This is a genomic window from Streptomyces sp. NPDC051963 (assembly GCF_044593495.1).
In the GTDB taxonomy this organism is placed as follows: Bacteria; Actinomycetota; Actinomycetes; order Streptomycetales; family Streptomycetaceae; genus Streptomyces.
Genome location: NZ_JBIUCC010000004.1, coordinates 252,152 through 273,627 on the forward strand (window position 1 = coordinate 252,152; position 21,476 = coordinate 273,627).

At 70.6% G+C, this 21,476-nt stretch carries 22 protein-coding genes and 1 pseudogene; 8 read left to right on the forward strand and 15 right to left on the reverse strand.

The window, feature by feature from the left end; genetic code table 11:
* Positions 1-3 precede the first annotated feature (3 nt).
* Both ACIHFB_RS17885 and ACIHFB_RS17890 read left to right on the forward strand, forming a co-directional pair.
* Positions 4-1,272 (forward strand): VWA domain-containing protein, encoded by a 1,269-nt coding sequence (locus ACIHFB_RS17885; protein ID WP_400127286.1) that lies wholly within the window; start codon positions 4-6, stop codon positions 1,270-1,272.
* Positions 1,272-2,057, forward strand: a complete 786-nt coding sequence (locus ACIHFB_RS17890) for a hypothetical protein (RefSeq protein WP_400127287.1) — start codon at positions 1,272-1,274, stop codon at positions 2,055-2,057. Before ACIHFB_RS17885 ends, ACIHFB_RS17890 begins: the two co-directional genes overlap by 1 nt.
* Before the next feature lie 69 nt (positions 2,058-2,126).
* Here the strand turns inward: ACIHFB_RS17890 and ACIHFB_RS17895 are convergent, their stop codons facing one another.
* Complete coding sequence (locus ACIHFB_RS17895) at positions 2,127-2,753, reverse strand: winged helix-turn-helix transcriptional regulator (RefSeq protein WP_400127288.1); 627 nt, start codon at positions 2,751-2,753, stop codon at positions 2,127-2,129.
* Positions 2,754-2,834: 81 nt separating this feature from the next.
* Between ACIHFB_RS17895 and ACIHFB_RS17900 the strand changes: the two genes are divergently transcribed.
* The 5 genes from ACIHFB_RS17900 (at position 2,835) to ACIHFB_RS17920 (ending at position 6,440) form a co-directional block, all read left to right on the forward strand.
* Positions 2,835-4,043 (forward strand): pyridoxal phosphate-dependent aminotransferase, encoded by a 1,209-nt coding sequence (locus ACIHFB_RS17900; RefSeq protein WP_365274083.1) that lies wholly within the window; start codon positions 2,835-2,837, stop codon positions 4,041-4,043.
* Positions 4,044-4,064: 21 nt separating this feature from the next.
* A complete protein-coding gene (locus ACIHFB_RS17905) occupies positions 4,065-4,598 on the forward strand; it encodes an HAD domain-containing protein (protein ID WP_365274086.1) in 534 nt (177 codons plus the stop codon).
* Positions 4,599-4,601: 3 nt separating this feature from the next.
* A complete protein-coding gene (locus ACIHFB_RS17910; protein WP_400127289.1) occupies positions 4,602-5,210 on the forward strand; it encodes a histidine phosphatase family protein in 609 nt (202 codons plus the stop codon).
* A gap of 68 nt (positions 5,211-5,278) precedes the next feature.
* On the forward strand, positions 5,279-5,953 hold the full coding sequence (locus ACIHFB_RS17915) for a hypothetical protein (RefSeq protein ID WP_400127290.1): 675 nt from the start codon (positions 5,279-5,281) through the stop codon (positions 5,951-5,953).
* Between the two features lie 64 nt (positions 5,954-6,017).
* A complete protein-coding gene (locus ACIHFB_RS17920; RefSeq protein ID WP_365274095.1) occupies positions 6,018-6,440 on the forward strand; it encodes an acyl-CoA thioesterase in 423 nt (140 codons plus the stop codon).
* 76 nt (positions 6,441-6,516) lie between these two features.
* Here the strand turns inward: ACIHFB_RS17920 and ACIHFB_RS17925 are convergent, their stop codons facing one another.
* Positions 6,517-8,226 (reverse strand): heme peroxidase family protein, encoded by a 1,710-nt coding sequence (locus ACIHFB_RS17925; protein ID WP_400127291.1) that lies wholly within the window; start codon positions 8,224-8,226, stop codon positions 6,517-6,519.
* Positions 8,227-8,381: 155 nt separating this feature from the next.
* Positions 8,382-8,771 carry a helix-turn-helix domain-containing protein gene (locus ACIHFB_RS17930; protein WP_365274101.1) on the reverse strand — a complete coding sequence of 130 codons (390 nt, stop codon included), beginning with the start codon at positions 8,769-8,771 and terminating at the stop codon, positions 8,382-8,384.
* Positions 8,772-8,892: 121 nt separating this feature from the next.
* Between ACIHFB_RS17930 and ACIHFB_RS17935 the strand changes: the two are divergent.
* A pseudogene (locus ACIHFB_RS17935) lies at positions 8,893-10,308 on the forward strand (MFS transporter); the annotation flags it as partial.
* Positions 10,309-10,329: 21 nt separating this feature from the next.
* On the opposite strand, the gene ACIHFB_RS17940 reads toward ACIHFB_RS17935, so the two are convergent.
* From ACIHFB_RS17940 to ACIHFB_RS17995, 12 genes are all read right to left on the reverse strand, one after another.
* Positions 10,330-11,694: a nucleobase:cation symporter-2 family protein gene (locus ACIHFB_RS17940; protein WP_365274103.1), complete on the reverse strand. Its 1,365-nt coding sequence runs from the start codon at positions 11,692-11,694 to the stop codon at positions 10,330-10,332.
* 257 nt (positions 11,695-11,951) lie between these two features.
* Positions 11,952-13,331 carry an 8-oxoguanine deaminase gene (locus ACIHFB_RS17945; protein ID WP_365274106.1) on the reverse strand — a complete coding sequence of 460 codons (1,380 nt, stop codon included), beginning with the start codon at positions 13,329-13,331 and terminating at the stop codon, positions 11,952-11,954.
* Between the two features lie 110 nt (positions 13,332-13,441).
* A complete protein-coding gene (pucL, locus tag ACIHFB_RS17950; protein ID WP_365274109.1) occupies positions 13,442-14,389 on the reverse strand; it encodes a factor-independent urate hydroxylase in 948 nt (315 codons plus the stop codon).
* Between the two features lie 5 nt (positions 14,390-14,394).
* Positions 14,395-14,805, reverse strand: coding sequence for a hydroxyisourate hydrolase (uraH, locus tag ACIHFB_RS17955; protein ID WP_365274112.1), 411 nt, complete (start codon positions 14,803-14,805; stop codon positions 14,395-14,397).
* A gap of 2 nt (positions 14,806-14,807) precedes the next feature.
* On the reverse strand, positions 14,808-15,320 hold the full coding sequence (gene uraD, locus ACIHFB_RS17960) for a 2-oxo-4-hydroxy-4-carboxy-5-ureidoimidazoline decarboxylase (RefSeq protein WP_365274115.1): 513 nt from the start codon (positions 15,318-15,320) through the stop codon (positions 14,808-14,810).
* 132 nt (positions 15,321-15,452) lie between these two features.
* Entirely contained in the window at positions 15,453-15,764 is a 312-nt protein-coding gene (locus tag ACIHFB_RS17965) for a helix-turn-helix domain-containing protein (protein WP_365275106.1), read from the reverse strand.
* A 47-nt stretch (positions 15,765-15,811) separates the two neighbouring features.
* Complete coding sequence (locus ACIHFB_RS17970) at positions 15,812-16,063, reverse strand: thiamine-binding protein (protein ID WP_365274118.1); 252 nt, start codon at positions 16,061-16,063, stop codon at positions 15,812-15,814.
* 164 nt (positions 16,064-16,227) lie between these two features.
* A complete protein-coding gene (locus ACIHFB_RS17975) occupies positions 16,228-17,319 on the reverse strand; it encodes a substrate-binding domain-containing protein (RefSeq protein WP_365275109.1) in 1,092 nt (363 codons plus the stop codon).
* Between the two features lie 128 nt (positions 17,320-17,447).
* On the reverse strand, positions 17,448-18,449 hold the full coding sequence (locus tag ACIHFB_RS17980; protein ID WP_365274121.1) for a Gfo/Idh/MocA family oxidoreductase: 1,002 nt from the start codon (positions 18,447-18,449) through the stop codon (positions 17,448-17,450).
* A 34-nt stretch (positions 18,450-18,483) separates the two neighbouring features.
* Positions 18,484-19,260, reverse strand: a complete 777-nt coding sequence (locus ACIHFB_RS17985) for an SDR family oxidoreductase (protein WP_365274124.1) — start codon at positions 19,258-19,260, stop codon at positions 18,484-18,486.
* Entirely contained in the window at positions 19,257-20,216 is a 960-nt protein-coding gene (locus ACIHFB_RS17990) for an NAD(P)-dependent oxidoreductase (protein WP_365274127.1), read from the reverse strand. The genes ACIHFB_RS17985 and ACIHFB_RS17990 overlap by 4 nt, the downstream gene beginning before the upstream one ends.
* Positions 20,209-21,468, reverse strand: coding sequence for a Gfo/Idh/MocA family oxidoreductase (locus tag ACIHFB_RS17995; RefSeq protein ID WP_365274130.1), 1,260 nt, complete (start codon positions 21,466-21,468; stop codon positions 20,209-20,211). Before ACIHFB_RS17995 ends, ACIHFB_RS17990 begins: the two co-directional genes overlap by 8 nt.
* Between the last annotated feature and the right edge of the window lie 8 nt (positions 21,469-21,476).

Genomic DNA, 21,476 nt, shown 5'->3' on the forward strand with positions numbered 1-21,476 from the left:
CCGATGATCACAAGACAACGGCTGGCGGCGGGTACGTGTGCCCTGCTCGCCGCGCTGACGGCCGGGCTCGCCTTCCCGGCCGCGGCGGCAGCCGGAGAACCCACGGGCGAGGACGCACCGAAGGTGAACCTCGTACTCGACGTCAGCGGTTCCATGCGGGCCAAGGACATCGACGGCGGCACCAGGATGGCCGCGGCGAAGCAGGCGTTCAACGAAGTCCTCGACGCGACGCCCGAGGAGGTCCGGCTCGGTATCCGCACCCTCGGGGCCGACTACGCGGGCGACGACCAGAAGACCGGCTGCAAGGACACCGCGCAGCTCTACCCGGTCGGCCCGCTGGACCGCACCGAGGCCAAGACGGCGGTCGCGACCCTGGTGCCCACCGGCTGGACCCCGATCGGCCCCGCCCTGCTCAAGGCGGCCGACGACCTCGACGGCGGCACCGGCTCCAAGCGCATCGTGCTGATCAGCGACGGCGAGGACACCTGCGCCCCGCTCGACCCGTGCGAGGTGGCCCGCGAGATCGCGGCCAAGGGCATCGGCCTGACCATCGACACCCTCGGCCTGGTGCCCAACACCAAGATGCGACAGCAGCTCAGCTGTATCGCGGAGGCGACCGGCGGCACGTACACCTCCATCGAGCACACCGACGAACTCACCGACCGCGTCAACCAGTTGGTGGACCGGGCGGCCGATCCGGTGGTGACGCCGGTGGCCACGGAGGGCGCCGACCGGTGCGCGAAGGCGCCCACCCTGGAGTCCGGTCTGTACACGGACCGCGAGGAGTTCGGGCAGCAGCGCTGGTACCGGGTCGACGTGAACCCCGGCCAGGAGCTGCGCGCCTCGGTGAGCGTGGCGGCCGACCGGGCCGTGAACCCCGACTACGGCGTGCTGCTGCGGGCCGTCACCGAGCGCGGGCGCGAGATCGTGCGCGGCGAGGGGACGGGCAACGGCCGTACGGACGTCATCTCGACGGGGCTGCGGTACCCGAAGGCGGAGAGCGACGACGAGGACGCCGCGCCGGCCGAGACGGTCTGTCTCCAGGTCACCAACTCCTTCTCGACGGCCTCCGGCGTGCAGAGCACACCGGGTCTGCCGCTCGAACTCACCGTCGACGTCGTGGACGGCCCCTCGGGGTCGGGCGATGTGGCGTCCTTCGGTCTCGGGCGCGGCTGGTGGCTGCTCGGCGCGTTGATTCTGACGGGCTTCGTCGCCGGTGTGCTCTGGGGCTGGGTGTCACGCTGGCGGGTCGCGGTCTGGAGGACCAACTGATGCGCATCACACGTGTGTTGAGCGCGGCGCTGCTGCTGCTCGGACCGGCCGCCGCTCCGGCGCTGGCGGATTCGTCGCCGTCACCCGGCGCTTCGAGCGACGCGCCCACCCAGGCGGGTACGTCCTTCCGTACGGCGACCGAGATCGAGCAGGGCCAGAAGGCGACGGCGAGCGGTTCGGCGGGCGACTACCTCTACTGGTCGTTCCCCGCGGACGCCGGCCAGCGGCCCACCGTGAAGGCGACCGTCGACCTCCCGGACGCGCACGCCGCCCAGACCTGGCAGCTCGACGTGTACGACGGACTGCGCCGCCGCCAGGCCTGCCAGTACGGCGCGCAGACCCGCACCGCCGCCCAGGACGCGGCTTCGGTCGACGTGGCCTGCACCCTGCGTACGGTGCGCTCCTGGTCCGAGCCGTGGGCGGGCGACCCGCTGCCGGGCACCTACTACATCCGGCTGACGGTCCTCGACCTGGCCACGGCCGACCTCGGCCTTCCGGTGTCCGCCGCCGTCGAGGTGTCCTCCAAGGACATCGGCGGTTCGGCGGCCGTGGACGGCTCGCTGGCGCAGCCGCTGGTGCCGGGCATCGCGGTGACGTCGGACGAGGCCGAGGAGAGTGCGTCGTCCTCGGCCGTGCTGTCCGCGATCGAGCCCGAGGACGGCTGGTCCTCCGGCTGGTGGTCCGACCGGTGGGTGTGGACCGCGGTGGGCGGTGTGCTGGCCGCCCTCGCGGGAATCGGCGGGTATGCGCTGACGCGCGGAGCGGGGCGACCGCGGGGCGCGTGACAGGCCGGAACGGGGCCCGCCGTACGGTCGTACGGCGGGCCCTTTTTCATGCCTCCACAACGCCTTGGCTCATGCCTCCCGCAACGCCTTGGCCAGTGTCCCCTCGCCGGTCACGGTGACACGGCCGCCCCGTACCGCCTCCGCCAGGCTCAACTCCCCCCGCCCGACCGCCTCCCATGTACCGGCGTCCAGGACCAGCCGGGCCTCGGGCTCCGCGGGCGCGGGCCCGTCGCCGTACACGGGCCCCTCCTCGGCCCCGACGTACACATGGAACTCGCCTTCCTCCAGCCGGACTTCGACGAGCCCCTCGCCCTCCAGCGACCGGAGCAGCGGCAGGGCGAACCAGTGCGCCCGTACGGCGTCGGTGGGCCGCCGCTCCCCCAGCTCGGTCTGACCCCATGCGCCCAGCGCCTGGAGGACCGGCAGCAACTCCCGCCCACGGCCGGTGAGTTCGTAGACGAACGCCGCTCCGGGCGGCGGCAGCCGGCGGCGCGAGGTCAGCCCGTCGCGTTCCATGTCCTTGAGCCTCGACGCGAGTACGTCCGTGCTGACGCCCGGCAGGTCGGCGTGCAGGTCGGTGTAGCGGCGCGGACCGGCGAGCAGCTCCCGGACGATCAGCAGGGTCCAGCGGTCGCCGACGAGGTCGAGTGCCCGGGCGGCGGAGCAGTACTGGTCGTAGCTTCGACGAGGTGACATGCGACGCAGTCTAGACATGTCATTGGACTTTCCAAGCTCGAACTTGGTAAAACCAAGCAACACCAGATACCGGAGGGGCGCATGGAGTTCCGGCAGTCGAACAAGCTCAGCGAGGTCTGTTACGAGATCCGCGGCCCGGTGATCGAGCACGCCGACGCACTGGAGAAGGCGGGCCACAGCGTGCTGCGCCTGAACACCGGCAACCCCGCGCTCTTCGGCTTCGAGGCGCCCGAGGAGATCCTCCAGGACATGATCCGGATGCTCCCCCAGGCGCACGGCTACACCGACTCGCGCGGCATCCTCTCCGCCCGCCGGGCCGTGGCAGGGCGCTACCAGACCCTCGGCCTGGACGTCGGCGTCGACGACGTCTTCCTCGGCAACGGCATCTCCGAGCTGATCTCGATGGCCGTACAGGCGCTGGTCGAGGACGGCGACGAAATCCTCATCCCGGCCCCTGACTTCCCGCTGTGGACGGCCGTGACCACGCTCGCGGGCGGCAAGGCGGTCCACTACCTCTGCGACGAGCAGGCCGACTGGTACCCGGACCTGGACGACATGGCCGCGAAGATCACGGACCGCACCAAGGCCGTGGTCATCATCAACCCCAACAACCCCACCGGCGCCGTCTACCCCAAGGAGATCATCGAGGGCATCCTCGACCTCGCCCGGCGGCACGGCCTGATGGTCTTCGCCGACGAGATCTACGACCGGATCCTGTACGACGACGCCGTGCACCACTCGGTCGCAGCCCTCGCCCCCGACCTGGTCGTCCTGACGTTCTGCGGCCTGTCGAAGACGTACCGGGTGGCCGGTTTCCGCTCGGGCTGGCTGGTGGTCACCGGCCCGAAGCAGCACGCCAAGAACTATCTGGAGGGCCTGACCATGCTGGCCTCCATGCGGCTGTGCGCCAACGCGCCCGCCCAGTACGCCATCCAGGCGGCGCTCGGCGGCCGCCAGTCCATCCACGAACTGACCGCGCCCGGCGGCCGGCTGCACGAACAGCGCAACGTGGCCTGGGAGAAGCTCAACGAGATCCCCGGCGTGTCCTGTGTGAAGCCGAAGGGCTCGCTGTACGCGTTCCCGCGCCTCGACCCCAAGGTCCACAAGATCCACGACGACGAGAAGTTCGTCCTCGACCTGCTGCTGCGGGAGAAGATCCAGGTGGTCCAGGGCACCGGCTTCAACTGGCCGACACCCGACCACTTCCGGATCCTCACGCTGCCGTACGCGGACGACCTGGACGCGGCGATCAGCAGGATCGGGCGGTTCCTGAGCGGCTACCGGCAGTAGCGCGCGGGTAGGTCGCTCCCCATGAGCAATCTGCCACTGCTCCTCCTGGACGTGGACGGCCCCCTCAACCCGTACCGCGCCCTGTTCACCCGGCACCGCGGCTATGTGACGCGCCGAATGCACCCTTCGGGCTGGACGAACCGGCAGGCACCGGGGTCGCGAAGGCTCCGCAGGGGGCTCCGGGTCCGGCTGCACCCCGGGCACGGGGCGCGGCTGCGCGCCCTGCCGTACGAGCTGGCCTGGGCGACCACCTGGATGCACGAGGCCAACGAGATGATCGCCCCGGTGATCGGGCTGCCGGGCGATCTGCCGGTCATCGAGTTCACCGACCTGTTCGCAGCGGACCCGGACGGGCTGTACTGGAAGACCCGGCGGGTCGTGGAGTGGGCGGCGGGGCGCCCGTTCGTCTGGGTCGACGACATGATCACCGACCTGGACGTCCGGCATGTCGCCGAGCACCACGAGGGGCCGGCGCTGCTGCTGCGGATCGACCCGCGCCAGGGGCTTCGGGAGGCCGAGTTCGCGCGGCTGGAGCGGTGGGCCCATAGCCTGTGAGGCATGGGTGATCTTCTGCTGGTCAGACACGGTGAGACCGAGTGGTCCAGGTCGGGGCGGCACACCGGCCGGACGGACGTCCCGCTGACCGAGCGCGGGCGGGAAGAGGCACGCGGCCTGGTCCCGCTGATCCGCTCGCACCGGGTCGGGGCCGCGTTCGTCAGCCCGCTGCAACGGGCGCGGGAGACGGCCGAGCTCATCGGGTTGCACGAGATGCGGATCGATGCGGATCTGCGGGAGTGGGACTACGGCGGCTACGAGGGCGTCACCATCGTAGAGATCCAGCGTGAGCGGCCCGGCTGGTTCCTGTTCACGGACGGGGTCGCACCGGGGCCGCCCGAGCACCCCGGCGAGACTCCGGAACAGGTCGGCGAACGCGCCGACCGCATGCTCGGCAAGGTCGACGCCGCGCTCGCCAACACCGAAGGCGTCGTCGTCCTGGTCGCCCACGGCCACTTCCTGCGCGTCCTCACCGCCCGCCGGCTGGGCCTGCCCCCGTCGGGCGGGGCACTGTTCCAGCTCGCGACCGGGACGCTGGGCCGGCTGGGCACGGAGCACGGCCGGCCGGTGATCGCGGGGTGGAACATCAGGCCCCGGCCGCCGTCCGGGTGATTGTCGGACCCGGGTCGTAGTCTTCCCATGGATCGACCGAGAGGCCGGGGACCGGGGAGGAGCACGTCATGACACGACCGCCGACCGCCGCCCAGCGGCGTGTCATCGACGCCGCCGATCCGGTGACCGGACGGCTCAGGGGCACGGAGACGCAGCTGGAGGCACTGGTGAAGCGTGGGCTCGCCTTCCGGCATCCGAGGCCGCCGCACGATCACTTTCTGACCCCGGCGGGACATCGGACACGGGAGGAAGTCCCCGAGGCCGCCCCGGAGCCCACCGCCCGGGCCGACGGGGCCGCCGGGGCCGCCGGTGTCTTCGCCGCCCGCGTCGGCGGCGAGGAGGGGCCGGGGGTGCCGGGTCCGGGGCCCTCCCGGGTCCGCGAAGTGCACAGCGCCTGGCAGGGGCTGATCGAGCTGCGCCGGATGACCAATCCGGACGGCGCGACCGACCGGCCCTGCGGCTGGGAACGCGCCCATCTGGTGCAGGCCGCCGCCCTCGCCCTGGAGGCGGCCGGACATCGCCCCGCCGGGCCGGAAACGCCCCGGCACCCCGCCGCACCGGACTCCGCCGGCTACCGCGTGATCGCCACCCCGCAGCCGGAGGCCGTCGCCGTGCACGAGCCGGGCGTCGACGCGCTGCGCGCCTGCGCGGCCACGCTGGAGAAGGCGGGCTGGCAGGTCGGCGAGTACACCGAGCCCCGCACGAGGATCCGGTACCTGCTGGCCTCCCCGCGCCGGGCGTGACGGGCATGCCAAGATCTCTCGATCAGATCATCGAATGCGTGAGCCGAAACGTGAAGGGAAAACCGTGAGCGAGCCGTTCTCCGTCCCGGTGACCGTCCGCGGGTACGAGACCGATGTACAGGGGCACCTCAATCAGGCCGTGTACCTCAACTACGCCGAGCACGCCCGCTGGTCGCTCCTCCGGGCGGCCGGCATCAGCCAGTCCGGCCTCATCGCCCAGGGTGTCGGACCGGTGGCCCTGGAGACCACCATCCGCTACAAGCGCGAACTGCTCGCGGGCGACGAGGTCGAGGTGACCTGCGCCTTCCTCTGGGGCGAGGGCAAGACCTTCCGTATCGAGCAGACGATCCGCAAGGCCGACGGCACGGTGGCCGCCGAGGTCACCGGGGTCGGCGGGCTGCTGGACCTCAAGGCGCGCAAGCTGGTCGCCGCACCTCAGGAGCGCTTCAAGGAGCTGGCGTCCGATCCGAGCCGCTTCGGTCTCTGACCTGTGCCGGGCCGCGCGCCGGGCGGCGGCGGTCACTTCCGCCGCCGCCCGGTCTGCGGGCTGAACAACTCCCCGTCTATCCCAGCGGGTTCAACAGATCCGCGTCGTCCTCGAAGGCGAAGAGCAGCATGTCCGCCATCGTGAACGCGCCCTTGCGATGGGACGGCAGGCTGGGGCGCCAGCCCGGGTGCTTCACGATCGACGTGCGGCTGCCCTCCATCGCGCGGTGGAAGACCTCGGCGACAAGGGTGCCGCCCACGCCGGTGAGGCGGCCGGGGTGGCGTTCGTTCACCTCGGCCTCGCGCAGGATGTAGAACCACAGCGGGGTGTGCGCCACCAGCGACTCCCGCTCCGCCGGGGTCAGCCCGTCGAGTTCGGCGCCGCCCCTGCCCTTGAGGATCTGGTCCGCCGTCAGCGGCTTGATACGCATCTGCGCGGCGAGCTGCGGTCCCGTGGACAGCTCGACCATCCCGGCCCGGGCGAGGTTGCGGAAGGCGAGGTTGCGCTGGATCGGCGGCGGGGCCGGGCGGCCTCGTCCGTCGAAGGTGCCGGTCGGCAGCGCGGCCAGCGGGTCGACGAGCAGCGTGTCGATCCGCTTGGCGAGATTGAACTCGCCCTTGGGCACGACCAGGTCGTCGCGGCCCACCTCACCGAAGTCGAACAGCCTGCGGAAGTCGACGATCCAGTTGCTGGGCAGCCGCAGGTTCTCCCCCGCGTTCGGGTCGTCGAGGTCGCTCAGGTCGCCCGGCGGGCTGTTCGGGGCGGGCGGTGTGAGGTTGCCCGCGGTGCCGCTGAAGCGGAACAGCAGACCGAGCGTGCCGATACCGCCGGGGCCGCCCACACGGAAGACGCTGTTCCACTGGTAGGCGGTGCGCACCATGCTGTGCCCGAGCCGGTAGGCGGCGACGGAGAACTCGATGGGCATCGTCGGCAGGTCGCCGGGCCGGGACCGTCCCGGCACCTCGAAGTGGCGCCGCCCGCGGGTGAAGACACGCTCGACGATCTCCGGGTCGACGATGCGCGGCAGGAAGTCCGTGCGCAGGATCCACTGGTAGTGCTTGATGACCGTCTCCCGCGCCATGCGGAACGCCCGGTGCTCGGGCACACCCCGCTCGGCGAGGCGGTCCAGGACGCGGTTGTGGAAACGGATGAACGCCAGGTGCAGCTGGCCGACCGCCAGGTTCTCGTCGTTGCGCGCGTCCGGGATCAGCGGGGCGCGCTGGTCGGCCCGGGTGCCGCCGACGGTCTCGCCCGCCCGCGGCAGGTCGAAGCCCTTCTGGTCGGTGTTGGCGGGCGGGAGCTCCGGCGGGAACGGCACGCCGAGCGTCGTCCCCGTCTTGAGGTGGCCGTCCGGCTCGTAGAACCGGGCGCTGCCGGCGTGGTCCGGGCCCAGGCCGTAGAGCGAGTCGAGGTCGAGGGCCGGGCTGCGGCCCTGTACGAGGTCCTCGACCGGGACCGGGTCGCCCAGGCCCACCTGGGTGCGGTCGAGCGTCAGATCGTGGTCGACGAACTGGCCCAGGTAGGTGAAGCCCGCCGGGATCGGCGTGCCGGGCGCGCCCGAGTCCGGGTCGTCGCCCTCCTGGCCCACGGTGGTCATGGCCGCGGCGAGCTTGGCGCGCAGCTCCTCGCTGAGCGGGAGGCCCTTCTTCTTGCCGAACCTGGAGAAGCGGAAGGCCATCTGCTGTTCGGTCGCGGTCGGCACGCGCGCGATGGCCTGTCCCTGCTCGAACTCCAGGATCCGGCCCTCGTCGACGACGTAGTAGGTCTCACGATGGTGTCGGTGCACTGAACTACCCCCGGTTTTCTGTCCCCCGAACTCCGCGGCCGGTCCCCACCGGGCACGAAGAGGTCAGTCATGCGTATACATGCCTGCAAAACCGACAACGGTCCAGTACACGGACAAGTTCCCATCGGAGCGAAGAAATTGACGGACCGTCGGATTCAGGACATTGGGTGCTCGGTGTCGTAGGCCGCACGCGACTCGGCGACGTAGACGCGATTGCGCTCCGCCCAGTCCGTCAGGCGTTGCAGTGTCTCGTGCAACTCGCGGGCGACCGGGGTGAGTTCGTACTCCACCTTGGGCGGCACCGTCGGATGGACCGTGCGCGTGACGAGTCCGTCGCGCTCCAGGTTGCGCAGCGTCAGGGTCAGCATGCGCCGGCTGATGCCCTCGATGCTGCGCTCCAACTCAGTGAAACGGATGGGGCCGTGCGCCGCGGCCACCAGGATCTGGACGCTCCATTTGCCCGCCACCCTGTCAAGAACTTCACGGACGGGGCACGCGTGCGCGTTCACGACCTGGACGGTTACACCGGTGTTCCGCTGGGACATCGAACTGCCTCCTTACCCGCACTCCCATGGTCACCCACGATGTACCCCGTTACAAGCAGTGCACCTATGGGCCCTACGGAGACCCACGGAAAACCACGGAGAACACGGAGGCCGGACCGCCATGTCGTCCCTGCTCGATCGCTCCACGCTCGCGCCCCACCGAACGTACTCCCGCTGGGCGTCCCTAGTCGTGCTGTGCGCGGGGACGCTGATGACGATCCTGGACGGCAACATCGTCACGGTCGCGATGCCGGCGATCCAGAGCGACCTGGGATTCAGCGGCCCGGGTCTGGCCTGGGTGGTCAACGCCTACCTGATCCCGTTCGGCGGTCTGCTGTTGCTGGCCGGCCGGCTCGGGGACCTGATCGGCCGCAAGCGGATGTTCACCGCCGGACTCGCGGTGTTCACGGCGGCCTCGGTGCTGTGCGGGATCGCCGGCAGCCAGGGCATGCTGATCACGGCTCGCGCCCTGCAAGGGGTGGGCGGGGCGATGACCTCGGCCGTCGTCCTCGGCATGCTGGTCGCGCTGTTCCCCGAGCCACGTGAACAGGCCCGTGCGATCGCCGTGTTCAGCGCGGTCGGCGCCGCGGGCGGGGCGCTCGGCACGTTCCTCGGCGGGGCGCTGACCGAAACCCTGGGCTGGCACTGGATCTTCCTGATCAACCTGCCGATCGGCGTGGCCGCGTGGCTTGCGGCGCTCCGTGTCCTGGCGCCGGACCGCGGCGAGGGGCTCGGCCGGGGCGCCGACTATCCGGGAGCGGCCCTGATCACCGGCGCGCTGATGCTCACGGTGTTCGTCATCGTCGGCTCCGGCGACCGCGACCTGACCACCACCCTGCTCCTGGCCGCGCTCGCCCTCGCCCTCTTCGTGGCGTTCACACTCCGCCAGGCACGTGCCGCCCGCCCGCTGCTCCGACTGCGCCTGTTCACCTCCCGCCTGCTGACCGGTGCGAACGCCGTCCAGATCCTGATGATCGCGACGATGTACGGCTTCCAGTTCATCGGCGCCCTCTATGTCCAACGCGTCCTCGGCTACGGCGAGTTGGCCACCGGCACGGCGTTTCTGCCGGCCCCGGTCGCGATCGGCGTGCTGATGCTGGGCCTGTCCGCGCGGACCATCGGCCGGTTCGGCGCGTACCGGGTGCTGATGGCGGGGCTCGTGCTGATCATCGCCGGACTGGCCCTGCTGAGCCGTGCCCCGGTGAACGGCTCGTACGTCACGGACGTACTCCCGCCCCTCCTCCTGCTCGCCACCGGCTTCGCCGCCGCGATGCCCGCACTGACCGGGCTCGCGATGGCCGGTGCCCGCGAGGAGGACGCGGGCCTGGCCTCCGGGTTGTTCAACACCACGCAGGTGGTGGGCGGTTCCCTGGGTCTGGCGGTGCTGTCCACCTTGGCGGCGGGCCGGACCGACGGGTTGCTCGACGGTGGGGCGGAGCCGGTGTCGGCCACCGCGGAGGGCTATCAGCTGGCCTTCCGGGTGGCGACGGTGATCGCGGTGGGGGCGCTGGCACTGGCGGCCGTGGTGCTGCGCCCGCCGGCCGGGGTGCGGGGACGGCTACGCCATCGGCTGATGGACCGGTTCCATCGGAGCCGTGACGTCGTCGTCGGTCCGGCGGGACCTGCCGAGGTGGTTGAAGAGGAGGTTCAGGACCACCGCGGCCACGCATCCCGTCGAGATGCCCGAGTCCAGGACGATCCGCGCCGTCTCGGGGAAGGCGTGGTAGAACTCCGGCGCGGTGATCGGGATGATCCCGACGGCCAGTGAGACGGCCACGATCAGGACGTTGTTGTCCTTCTCCAGGCCCGCCCGGACGAGCGTCTGGATGCCGCTGGCGGCCACCGAACCGAACAGGACCACGCCGGCACCGCCGAGCACCGGGCGCGGTACGACCGCGATCAGCGAGGCGGCCACCGGGCACAGGCCCATCAGCACCAGGAATCCGCCGCCGGTGGCGACGACGTACCGGCTGCGGATCCTCGTCATCGCGACCAGGCCGATGTTCTGGGCGAAGGCGCTGCACATGAAGCCGTTGAAGAGCGGGCTGAGCGCCGAGCCGAGCGTGTCGGCGCGCAGGCCCGCCGCGATGGTCCTCTCGTCCGCCGGGCGCTCCACGATCTCGCCCAACGCCAGCATGTCCGCGGTGGATTCGGTCATCGAGACCACCATCACGACGCACATCGACACGATCGCCGCGACCTGGAACTGCGGTGCGCCGAAGTGGAACGGGGTCGGGAAGCCGATCACGTCGGCGTCCGCGACCGGGCCGAAGTCCGTGACCCCGAACGGGATCGCGATCAGCGTGCCCACCACCAGGCCGAGCAGTACGGCGACCTGCTTGACGAAGCCGCGGGTGAAGCGCCGCAGGATCAGCACGATCACGAGGGTGGCCGCCGCCAGGCCGAGGTAGGTCGTCGAACCGTAGTCGTCCGCCGCGGGGTCGGGCCCCTGGGCCCACCCGAAGGCGACCGGCAGCAGCGAGACACCGATGAGGGTGATCACCGTGCCGGTGACGACCGGCGGGAAGAAGCGGACCGCCTTGCTGAAGAAGGGGGCGGCTATGAAGCCGAGGACACCTGCGACGATCACCGCTCCGAAGATGATCGGCAGTGCGTCGGACTTGTCCTCGGTCGAGGCGACGATCGCGGTCATGGGGGCGACACCGGCGAAGGTGACGCCGTTGACGAACGGCAGCCGGGCGCCGATCTTCCAGATGCCGATGGTCTGGAGGAAGGTGGCGAGTCCCGCGGTGAACAGACAGGCGCCGGTGAGGAAGGTCAGTTCGGTGCCGGTCAGGCCGATGGCCGCACCGACGATCAGGGGTGGGGCGACGACTCCGGCATACATGGCGGCCACGTGTTGCAGGCCTGTCGTCGCCATCTTGGCGGCGGGGAGTTTTTCGTCGACGGGGTGGGCGGACACGGGCGGCTCCTCCGGTCGGTTGACGGCACGTCGGCTCTGACGTGGGTTTCAAGGAGGTGATGCGAGGGCATGGGGGCACCTCCCGCTCGAGCGAAGCCGAGAGTGGGGGAGGGACCGTTGGGGAGGGGGACGGAGACCGTTCCGGGGCGCACACACGTCGGTGCACGCCCCGGCGACGGCCGCCGCGAACCCTCTTGGGGTCCACGGCTGCCGACCGGGAGCCGTCCCTCCCGGCCGGAGATCCAGTAGCCGTACGGCTAGTCGCCGGCGGCGATCCGGGCCAACCGCTGCGCCTGTTCGCGCGTCGACCGGGCGATCGCGTCCTCGTCGACGTGCAACAGGCGGTTGTCCTCGACGATCTGACGGCCATTCACGAACGAGGCGGTGACCGGGGCCGCGGCTCCGAAGACCAGTGCGGTCACCGGGTCGGCGATCGAGGCGTGGGCCAGGGTGTCCAGCTTCCACAGCACCAGGTCGGCCAGCTTGCCCGGCTCCAGGGAACCGATCTCGGCGCCGCGGCCGAGGACTTGGGCGCCGCCGTGCGTGCCGAGGCGCAGCGCCTGCCGGGCGTTGAGCGCGGCCTCCCGGTGCGCGCCGAGCCGGTTGATGAGCAGGGCGTTGCGCAGCTCGGTGTGGAGTTCGCCGGACTCGTTCGACGCGGTGCCGTCGACGCCGAGGCCGACCGGGACGCCGGCGGCGAGCATGTCGGGGACGCGGGCGATGCCGGCCGCGAGACGGGCGTTGGACGAGGGACAGTGGGCGACACCGGTCTTCGTACGGGCGAAGGCGGCGATGTCGGAGTCGTTCATATGGACGCAGTGCGCCATCCACACGTCCTCGCCGAGCCAGCCCGTGGACTCGAAGTAGTCGGTCGGCCCCATGCCGAACAGCTCCTTGCAGAACTGCTCCTCCTCGACCGTCTCCGAGCCGTGCGTGTGCAGCCGTACGCCGAGGCGGCGGGCCGACTCGGCGCCCTGCCTCAGCAGTTCGGTCGATACGGAGAAAGGCGAGCAGGGCGCGACGGCCACCTGGGTCATCGCGTCGAAGGCGGGATCGTGGTGCTCCCGCACGGTCGCCTCGGTCGCGGCGAGGGCACCGTCCAGGGTCTCGACGGCGAAGTCCGGCGGCAGCCCGCCGTCCTTCTCGCTGCGGTCCATGGAGCCGCGGGCGAGAGTGAAGCGGACGCCCATCTCGCGGGCGGCGCGGATGATCGAGCCGGACAGGTCGCCGGAACCCTGCGGGAAGACGTAGTGGTGGTCCATGGCGGTGGTGACACCGCCGCGGGCCATCATCGCCAGCGAGCCCTGCGCGGCGGAGTACGTCATCTGCTCGTCGATGCGCGCCCAGGTCGGGTACAGCGCGACGAGCCAGTCGAAGAGGTTGTGGTCGGTGGCCAGGCCCCGGGTGATCCACTGGTAGAAGTGGTGGTGGGTGTTGACCAGACCGGGGGTCACCAGGTGACCGGTGGCGTCGATGCGGCGTACGACGTTCTCCAGGCCCTCGGGGGCCCTCCCCGGGCCGAGCGCTTCGATGCGGTTGCCGGCGACGACGAGATACCCCGTGGCGTACTCGGTGTCTGCGGCGTCGACCGTCGCGATCGAACAGTTCTCGATGACGATGCGCTGGGCTGCTGCCATGGTTCGTCCTTAGCGCTGTTGTGGAGAGGGCACGGCAGGACCCGGGGAGTTTGAGTACCGCGGCCGGGAGCTTCGCCCACCGGCCGCGGGTGCCGAGAATGCGGAGACGGTCAGAGGTTGGTGAGGTCGACCGGGATCCTCGCCTCACAGCCGTCCCGCAGGATGGTGGCCTCGATCAGGCCGTACGGCCGGTCTGCGGCGAAGTAGACCTCGTTGTCGTTCTTCAGCCCGAACGGCGTCAGGTCCACCAGGAAGTGGTGCTTGTTCGGGAGCGAGAAGCGGACCTCGTCGATCTCACTGCGGTTGTTGATGATGCGCGCACCCATTTGGTACAGGGTCTGCTGGAGCGACAGCGAGTAGGTCTCGGCGAAGGCCTGGAGCATGTGCTTCCTGGCCTGCTCGTAGGACTTCTCCCAGTTGGGCATCTTCTGCTCGTCGTCGGTCCAGTTGAACCGCCAGCGGCCGGAGACCTGGGTGGCCAGGATGCGGTCGTACGCCTCGGGGAGCGTCGTGTACTTGTCCTTGACGTAGCCCCAGAATTCGGAGTTCGTCGAGTTCATCACGACGAGGTCCTTGAGGCCGGAGACGACCTCCCACGACGAGCCGTCGTAGGTGATCTGCGTGACCCGGGTCTCCTGGCCCTTGCGGACGAAGGAGTGGTTGACCTCGTCGGCGCCGATGAACTGCGAGTTGGCGTCCGAGCTCGCGATCCGCTCCCAGGAGTACTCCTCGATGCGGATCCGGGCCGTCTGGATCGGCTCCTGACTCGTCACGAAGTGCCGGGCGAGGTGGATGCCGAACTGCTCGGCGGACTCGATGCCGTGCTCCTTGGCGAACGCGTACACCGTGTTCTTGGTGGTGTCCGTCGGCAGGACGTTGGCGTTCGAGCCGGAGTAGTGGACCTCGTCCATGTCGCCGGAGAGGGCGACGGACACATTGAGGTCCTTGATGTGGTGGGTGGCGCCGTCCCGCGTGATCTTCACGACTCGGTTCTCGGCCTTGCCGTACTGGTTCTGTCCCAGGATCACAGGACGGGCCGGGCGGGAATTGTCTGCCATGTCTGCTAGCTCCCTCGGTAAACGGAGTAGCCGAACGGGTTGAGCAGCAGCGGCACGTGGTAATGCTCCCCGGGCTGTACGGCGAAGGTGATCGCCACTTCGGGGAAGAACACGGCACCGCTGTCCCGATTCGCGGGGGCGTCCTGCTGCGCATCGGCTTGCTTCTTCTCGAAATACGGCTCCACGGCGAAGTCGAGCCGTACGTGTGTGGTCCCCTCCGGCAGCGCCGGGAGGTCCTTGCACCGGCCGTCCGCGTCGGTCGCGGATCCGCCGAGCGTCTGCCAGTCCCCTCCCTGCCCGTGATGGGCGCCCCGACCGCCGCGGGCGGAGAGCTGGACGGCGACGCCCTCGGCTGGGCGGCCGACGCTGGTGTCCAGGATGTGCGTGGACACGGAGGCGGTGGTGCTCGTGCTCATGGTCAGGCGTCCTCTTCGACGATGCGGGCGAGCCGGATGCGGTTGATCTTCCCCAGCTCGGTGCGGACGGTCTCCCGCTCCTGCTCCGGCGAGTTCCCGATCCGCTCCTTGACCGCGTCCCGCATCTGCTCGCCGGTCCGGCCGGTCGCGCAGATCAGGAAGACATGGCCGAACTTCTCCTGATACGACAGGTTCAGTTCCAGCATCTGAGCCTTGAGCTCCTCGGAGGCGCCGGCCATGCCGCGCTGCTCCCGGGCCGAGGTCGGATCGCCCGGCTTGGGGCGGCCGATCGGCGGGTGCCCGGCCATCGCCTCCGCGAGGTCCACGGCGGTCAGCTCGGCCATCGCGGCATCGCTGGCGGTGTAGAGGTCCTCGGGGGTGGCGTACGGGCGGGCGGCGAGCAGTCGCCTGGCCCAGGTGGTGGCGGCGCAGGCCTCGTGAAGTGCGACGAAGGCCGCGTGCTCCTCCAGGGCATTGAACCGGGCCAGACCCGGGGGCGTGGCAGTCGAAGTCACGGGGGCCTCCGTGGCCGTCATCGGCCTAGCGTGCTGAACGGGCTGCGATTAGCTAACGCCCTCCGAAACACCGCGTCAACACTTTGTTGAAAATTCCGGGTAACAAAGCCCCCGGCGCCCCTGGCCCCGCCCTCAGACGCCCTTCTCGCGGTTCAGATAGTTGTAGACGGTGAACCGGCTGACGCCGAGCGCGCCCGCCACGGTCTCGACCCCATGCCGTACGGAGAAGGCGCCGCGCGCCTCGAGTATCCGTACGACCTCCTGCTTGGCCTTGCGGTCCAGGTCGGCCAGCGGCCTGCCCTGCTTGCGCTCCATGGCGGCCAGGATGTGATCGAGGGAGTCGGCCAGCTGCGGCAGCCGTACGGCGACGACGTCTGCGCCCTCCCAGGAGAGCACGACATCGTCGGGGCCGGCCTCGTCCGGCGGGAGCATCACCCCGCCCATGGAGTCGACCAGCGGCTTCACGGCCGTGATGAAGGGCTCGTCCTCGCTCACTGCTCGCCCTCCCCGATGACATTGACCTGGAGCGAGACCCGGGTGGCGCCCGAGTCCAGGGTCTTGCGCAGCAGCGCGTCCACGGCGGCGAGCACGGCATCAGCGGGACCCTCCGCCGTGTTGCCGAACGGGCCGACGTCCACCGCGTCCAGCTCGGCGGCCTCGATGACCTCACGGGCCACCAGCGCGTGCGCGGGTGCCTCGTCCAGGTCGAAGGGCTCGGTCGTGAACTCCACTCTCAATCGCATTGCGCCCCCAGAACGCCTCTCCGACCTGCACTTTTCGGTCCACCGCGGCACAGTCGCGATGTGCCCCAGGCCGGTGGATCTCACTGCGACGGAGCCGCTTCGTCCGCCACGAGGCGACCCTAGCCGACCGGGCATCCCCTCGTCGGCTGTCGGGAGGCCGACCGCTACTTCAGACCGATCGCGGCGCATGCCTCCTCGTACTTCGGGGTGCAGATGTCCTTGACGGAGTAGACACCGTCCGCGATCACCGTCTCCTTGATGTTGTCCTTCGTGACGGCGACCACCGGGACCAGCATCGTGGGGATCTTCTTCTCGGTGGGGCTGTCGACCGTGTCCCTGGTCAGCGCGTCGAACTGGATGTCGCGGCCCTGGAGCTTGTACACCGCCATCTCCGCGGCGCGGGTGGCCTCCTCCAGGAACGGCTTGTACGCGGTCATGTACTGCTCGCCCGAGACGATCCGCTGGATCGCGTCCAGGTTCGCGTCCTGGCCGGTCACCGGCGGGATCCTGGTGGCGCCCGCCTCCTTCATCGCCTTGATGACGGCGCCCGCCAAGCCGTCGTTGGCCGCGTAGACGGCGGCGATGTCGTCGAGGCCGACGGCCTGGATCGCCTTCTTCATGTTCGCCTCGGCGACCGCCGGCGACCACTTGTCGGTGTCGTACACCTTGGCTATCCGGACCTTCTTCTCGAGCTCGCCGAGAGCGCCCTGCTTGTACTTCGCGTAGTTCGTGTCCGCGGGATCGCCGTTCATCATGACGATCTTGCTGGATGCCGCGTCGCCGCCGAGCGCCTCGATCACGGCGCGGCCCTGGAGCTCGCCGACGAGTTCGTTGTCGTGCGCGACGTACGCGTCGATCGGGCCCTGCGCGAGCCGGTCGTAGGCGATGACGGGGATGCCGGCGTCCTTCGCCTTCTGGACCTGGGGGGCGATGGCCTTGGCGTCCAGCGCGTCCACCAGGATGATGTCGACCTTCTGGTCCACCATCTGCTGGAACTGCTGGTTCTGTTTGTCCTGGCTCGCCTCGGCGTTGGCGTAGACGACCTTGCCCTTGCCGTGTGTGAGGGTGGCGACCTCCTTCTTGATGACGGGGTGGTCGAAGTTCTCGAAGCGTGCGGTGTCCGTGTCGGGCAGGAGCAGCCCCACGGTGATGTCGTCGCCCTTCTTCGGCGATGCGGAGTTGTCGCTTCCGCCGACGCCGTCGATGACCCCGCACGCCGTGAGGGCGAGAGCCGACGCGGAGGCGGTCAGGGCCATCGCGAGCCGGCATGCGGGGGTTCTGCAGAGCGTAGGAGCGCTCACGTCAGGCGCCTTTCGAGTGCGTGGGAGCGGGGTGACTTTCGCGCGGTTCACCGTGTCTGCCGTGTCTGCCCGGTCCCTGACCGTCACCGGCGCACTTCCTCGATGCGGACCGGGCGGTGCTCGCGGAGGGAGGCGGTGGCGGCTTCGGCGACCCAGCTGGACTCGACCGCGTCCGTGAGGGTGCAGGGGGAAGGACGATCGCCGCGGACGACCTCGGTGAAGGCGGCGAGTTCGGCGCGGAAGGCGTCGGCGAAACGGTCCATGAAGAAGCTGTGCGGGACACCGGAGGGGAAGGTCGTGCCGGGCTCGACGGAGCGGAGCGGCAGCTTGTCCTCCAGTCCGGCGGCGACGCTGTCGCGGGAGCCGTGGAGTTCCAGCCGGACGTCGTAACCCCGGGCGTTGTAGCGGGTGTTGGAGACGACGGCGAGGGTGCCGTCGTCCATGGTGAGGACGGTGGCCGCCGAGTCGACGTCGCCGAGGTCGCGGATCCACTCCTCGCCCCGGTTGCCGCCCGTGGCGTAGACCTCGACGACCTCGCGGCCGGTCACCCAGCGCACGGCGTCGAAGTCGTGGACGCCGCAGTCGCGGAAGATGCCGCCGGAGACGGCCGCGTAGTCGCGGGGCGGCGGGGCCGGGTCGAGGGTGGTGGAGCGGACGGTGTGCAGCCAGCCGAGGGCGCCGTTGTGCAGGGCCTCGCGGGCGGCGACGAACCCGGCGTCGAAGCGGCGCGGGTAGCCGATCTGGACGGGGACACCCCGGTCGGCGAGCTGCCGGGCGATCCGCGCGGCCTCGGCGGTGTCCGCGGCGACCGGCTTCTCGCAGAAGACGGGAATTCCCGCCTCGACCGCGGCCTCCAGCAGGGCGGGGTGGGCGTCGGTGGCCGCGGCGATGACGACGCCGTCCAGGCCCGCGCCCAGCAGGTCGGCCACGGAGTCGACGGCCTGCGCGTCGAGTTTCCCGGCGATGTCCGCGGCGCGGCCGGGCACGGCGTCCGTGACCACGAGGGTGTCCACCGACGGCAGGCTGCTGAGCGTCTGGGCGTGGAACGCGCCGATCCGTCCCAGCCCGATGAGTCCGATTCTCATGGCGCTGTACGTCCTTTCAGTCGGGGGCGCCGATTCAGTCGAGGGCCCCGATGACGTTCTGGTCCCAGTCGATGACGGAGCCGGTGACCACTCCGCTGCGCTCCGAGAGCAGGAAGACGACGAAGTCGGCGATCTCGTCCGCCCGGCCCAGACGACCCATCGGCAGGCTCTTCCCCGCCTGGAGCTGCCAGTCGTCGCCGGCGCCGTGGAAGGCGCGCTGGGTGGCGTCCTCGCCCTCGGTGTCCGTCCACCCGATGTTCAGTCCGTTGATGCGGATGCGGTCGAAGCGGTGGGCGTGCGCGGCGTTGCGGGTGAGCCCGGCCAGGCCCGCCTTCGCGGTCGAGTACGGCGTCAGGAAGGGCTGGCCGCAGTGTTCCGAGGTGGAGATGATGTTGACGATCGTCCCGGGGGCCTGCCGGGAGAGCATGTCGGCGACCGTGCCCTGCATCAGGAAGAACGGTCCGCGCAGATTGACGGCGATGTGCGCGTCGAACAGCTCCGGCGTGGTGTCGAGGAGCGAACCGCGTGAGGTCAGGCCCGCGGAGTTGACCAGGCAGTCAACTCGCCCGAACCGGCTGACCGTTGCGGCCACCGACGCCTTGGCCTGCACCACGTCGGCGACGTCGGTCCTGACGAACGCGGCCTGGGTCCCGGCCGCTTCGAGTTCCGCGACCAGTGCCTCGCCGGGCTCGGTACGGCGACCGGTGACGACCACCGAAGCGCCCTCGCGGGCCGCTGCCCGGGCGATGGCGGCACCGACCCCCTGACTGCCCCCGCTGACCAGCACGACCTTGTTGTCCAGCAGTGTCATCTCGATCTCTCCTTGGAACGGCCAGTGGGCATCCACTCGGGGTTGGCAAGCGCGGCCGGACGGCGCCCGGCCAGCACATCGGCGACACCTCGGGCCGCGTCGGCGTAGGTCGCGGCTTCGGCGCGGATGCTCATTCCCATCAGATGCGGGGTGAGCAGCACGTCGGGGTGGTCGAACAGCGGGTGGTGGACGGGGGGTTCGGGGTCGTAGACATCCAGTCCGACACCGGACAGCCGGCCCGCCACGAGCGCGTCCCGTACGGCGTCGAGATCCACCAGCCCGCCGCGACCGCAGTTCACCAGCACCGCCCCCGGCTTGACCGCCGTCAGGAACCGGCGGTCCACCAGGTGCCGGGTGGTGTCCGAGAGCGGCAGATGCAGGGTGATGACGTCGCTGTGCGCGACCAGTTCGCTCAGATCGGGGCAGTTGACCGTGTCCGGCGGTGTGGCGAACGGGTCGTGGGCGAGCACCCGCATCCCGAAGGCCTCCGCGAGCGCGCCGACCCGACGCCCGATGCGGCCGAAGCCGACGATGCCGATGACCGCGCCGCACAGGTCGCCGACGGGGACCTCGGCGCGCCGCGCCCACTGTCCGTCCCGCACCAGCCGGTTCAGTGGTCCGAAGCGTTTGACCAGGTGCAGCGCCATGCCCAGGACGCCCTCGGCGACCGCCTGCGAACCGCTGTCCGGGGTGATGACCACCGCGATGCCGCGCTCGGTCGCCTCGGCCACGTCCACCAGGTCCACGCCGACCCCGGTCCGGGCCAGCACCCGGCAGTCGGGCATCCGGTCCAGTGCGTCCCGGTCGACGACGGCATCGGCACGGACGATCGCCCCGACGGCCGCGGCCAGGTCGTCCGGACCCGGGTGGGCCACGAAGACGGCCCGTCCCCGCAGGGGCCCCTCCACCAGCGCGGGGTCGACCCTGCCGAGGGCGACGACGGTGGGGTCAGGCATGGCTCGCCTCGGCGTGCGGCTTACGCCCGTAGGCGGCGTCCGGGACGGTGCTGACGGGGTGCCAGCGTCCGTCCTCGGCCGAGGCGGCGACGGCGGCGAGGACCTCGGCGTCCTGGTGGGCGTCGTAGATGGTCGCGTTGCGCTGTTCGCCGCGGGTCAGCGCGGTGAGGAACTTCTTGGCCTCGATGACCTTGAGGTCGTCGAATCCCATGCTGTTGGCCGGTCCGGGCTGGAACCGCGCGTAGTCACCCATGGAGGCGTTGGCGAGGACGGTGGTGTAGCCGACGTTGGGTCCGCCGCGCCCGAGGCAGAGCCGCATCTCGTTGAGCTGCTCGAAGTTCCAGGACGCGGAGCCGTCGGTGCCGTAGACCTCGATGGCGAGTCCGCACTGCGGGCCGACGATGACGCGGGAGGCCTCCAGGGTGCCGACCGTGCCGGTGGTGTGCGGGCCGTCGGCGAAGCGGACCAGCGCGGCGACGTGGTCGTCGTTCTCGACCGGCGCCATCTCGCCGTCCTCGATGACCGCGAAGTGCGTACCGGAGCCCATGGGCAGGACGGGCCGCTCGGTGTACACGGTGGAGAGCAGCGAGCTGGCCTCGGCGATCGGTCCCACGACGTACTGGACGAGGTCGACGACATGGCTGAGCAGGTCGCCGAGTGCGCCGCTGCCGGCGAACTCGCGGCGGAAGCGCCAGGAGAGCGCGCCCTTGGGCTCGGCCGCGTAACCGCAGTAGAAGACGGAGCGGACGTTGGTGATCCGGCCGAGCGTGCCGTCCGCGACCAGTTCGCGGATGCGCTCCACGGCCGGTGCGCCACGGTAGTTGTAGCCGACCGAGGTCTCGACGCCGGCCGCCCGCGCGGCGGCGGCGACCGCGGCTGTTTCGTCGACACCCCGCCCGACCGGCTTCTCGATCCAGAACGGCTTGCCCGCCTCGGCGGCGGCGACCGCGATCTCGCGGTGCACATGGTTGGGCCCGCAGATGGAGACCACGTCGACCTCGGGGTCGGCGAGGACCGCACGGTAGTCGGCGGAGGATCTGGCGTAGCCGAGCACGTCACGGGCGTAGTCCGCGCGATCGGGTGCGGTGTCGGCAGCGTGCACGAGCCTTGGCCGCAGGCCGAGTTCGGGGTAGACGACGGGGATGGACTGGTACGCGCGGGTGTGCAGTCGCCCCATCCAGCCGACGCTGATGAGGCCTATGCCGAGCGTTGCCGCGTCCTCGGAGCCGTCGGAGTTGTCGCTGTTGTTCATGGTTGCGC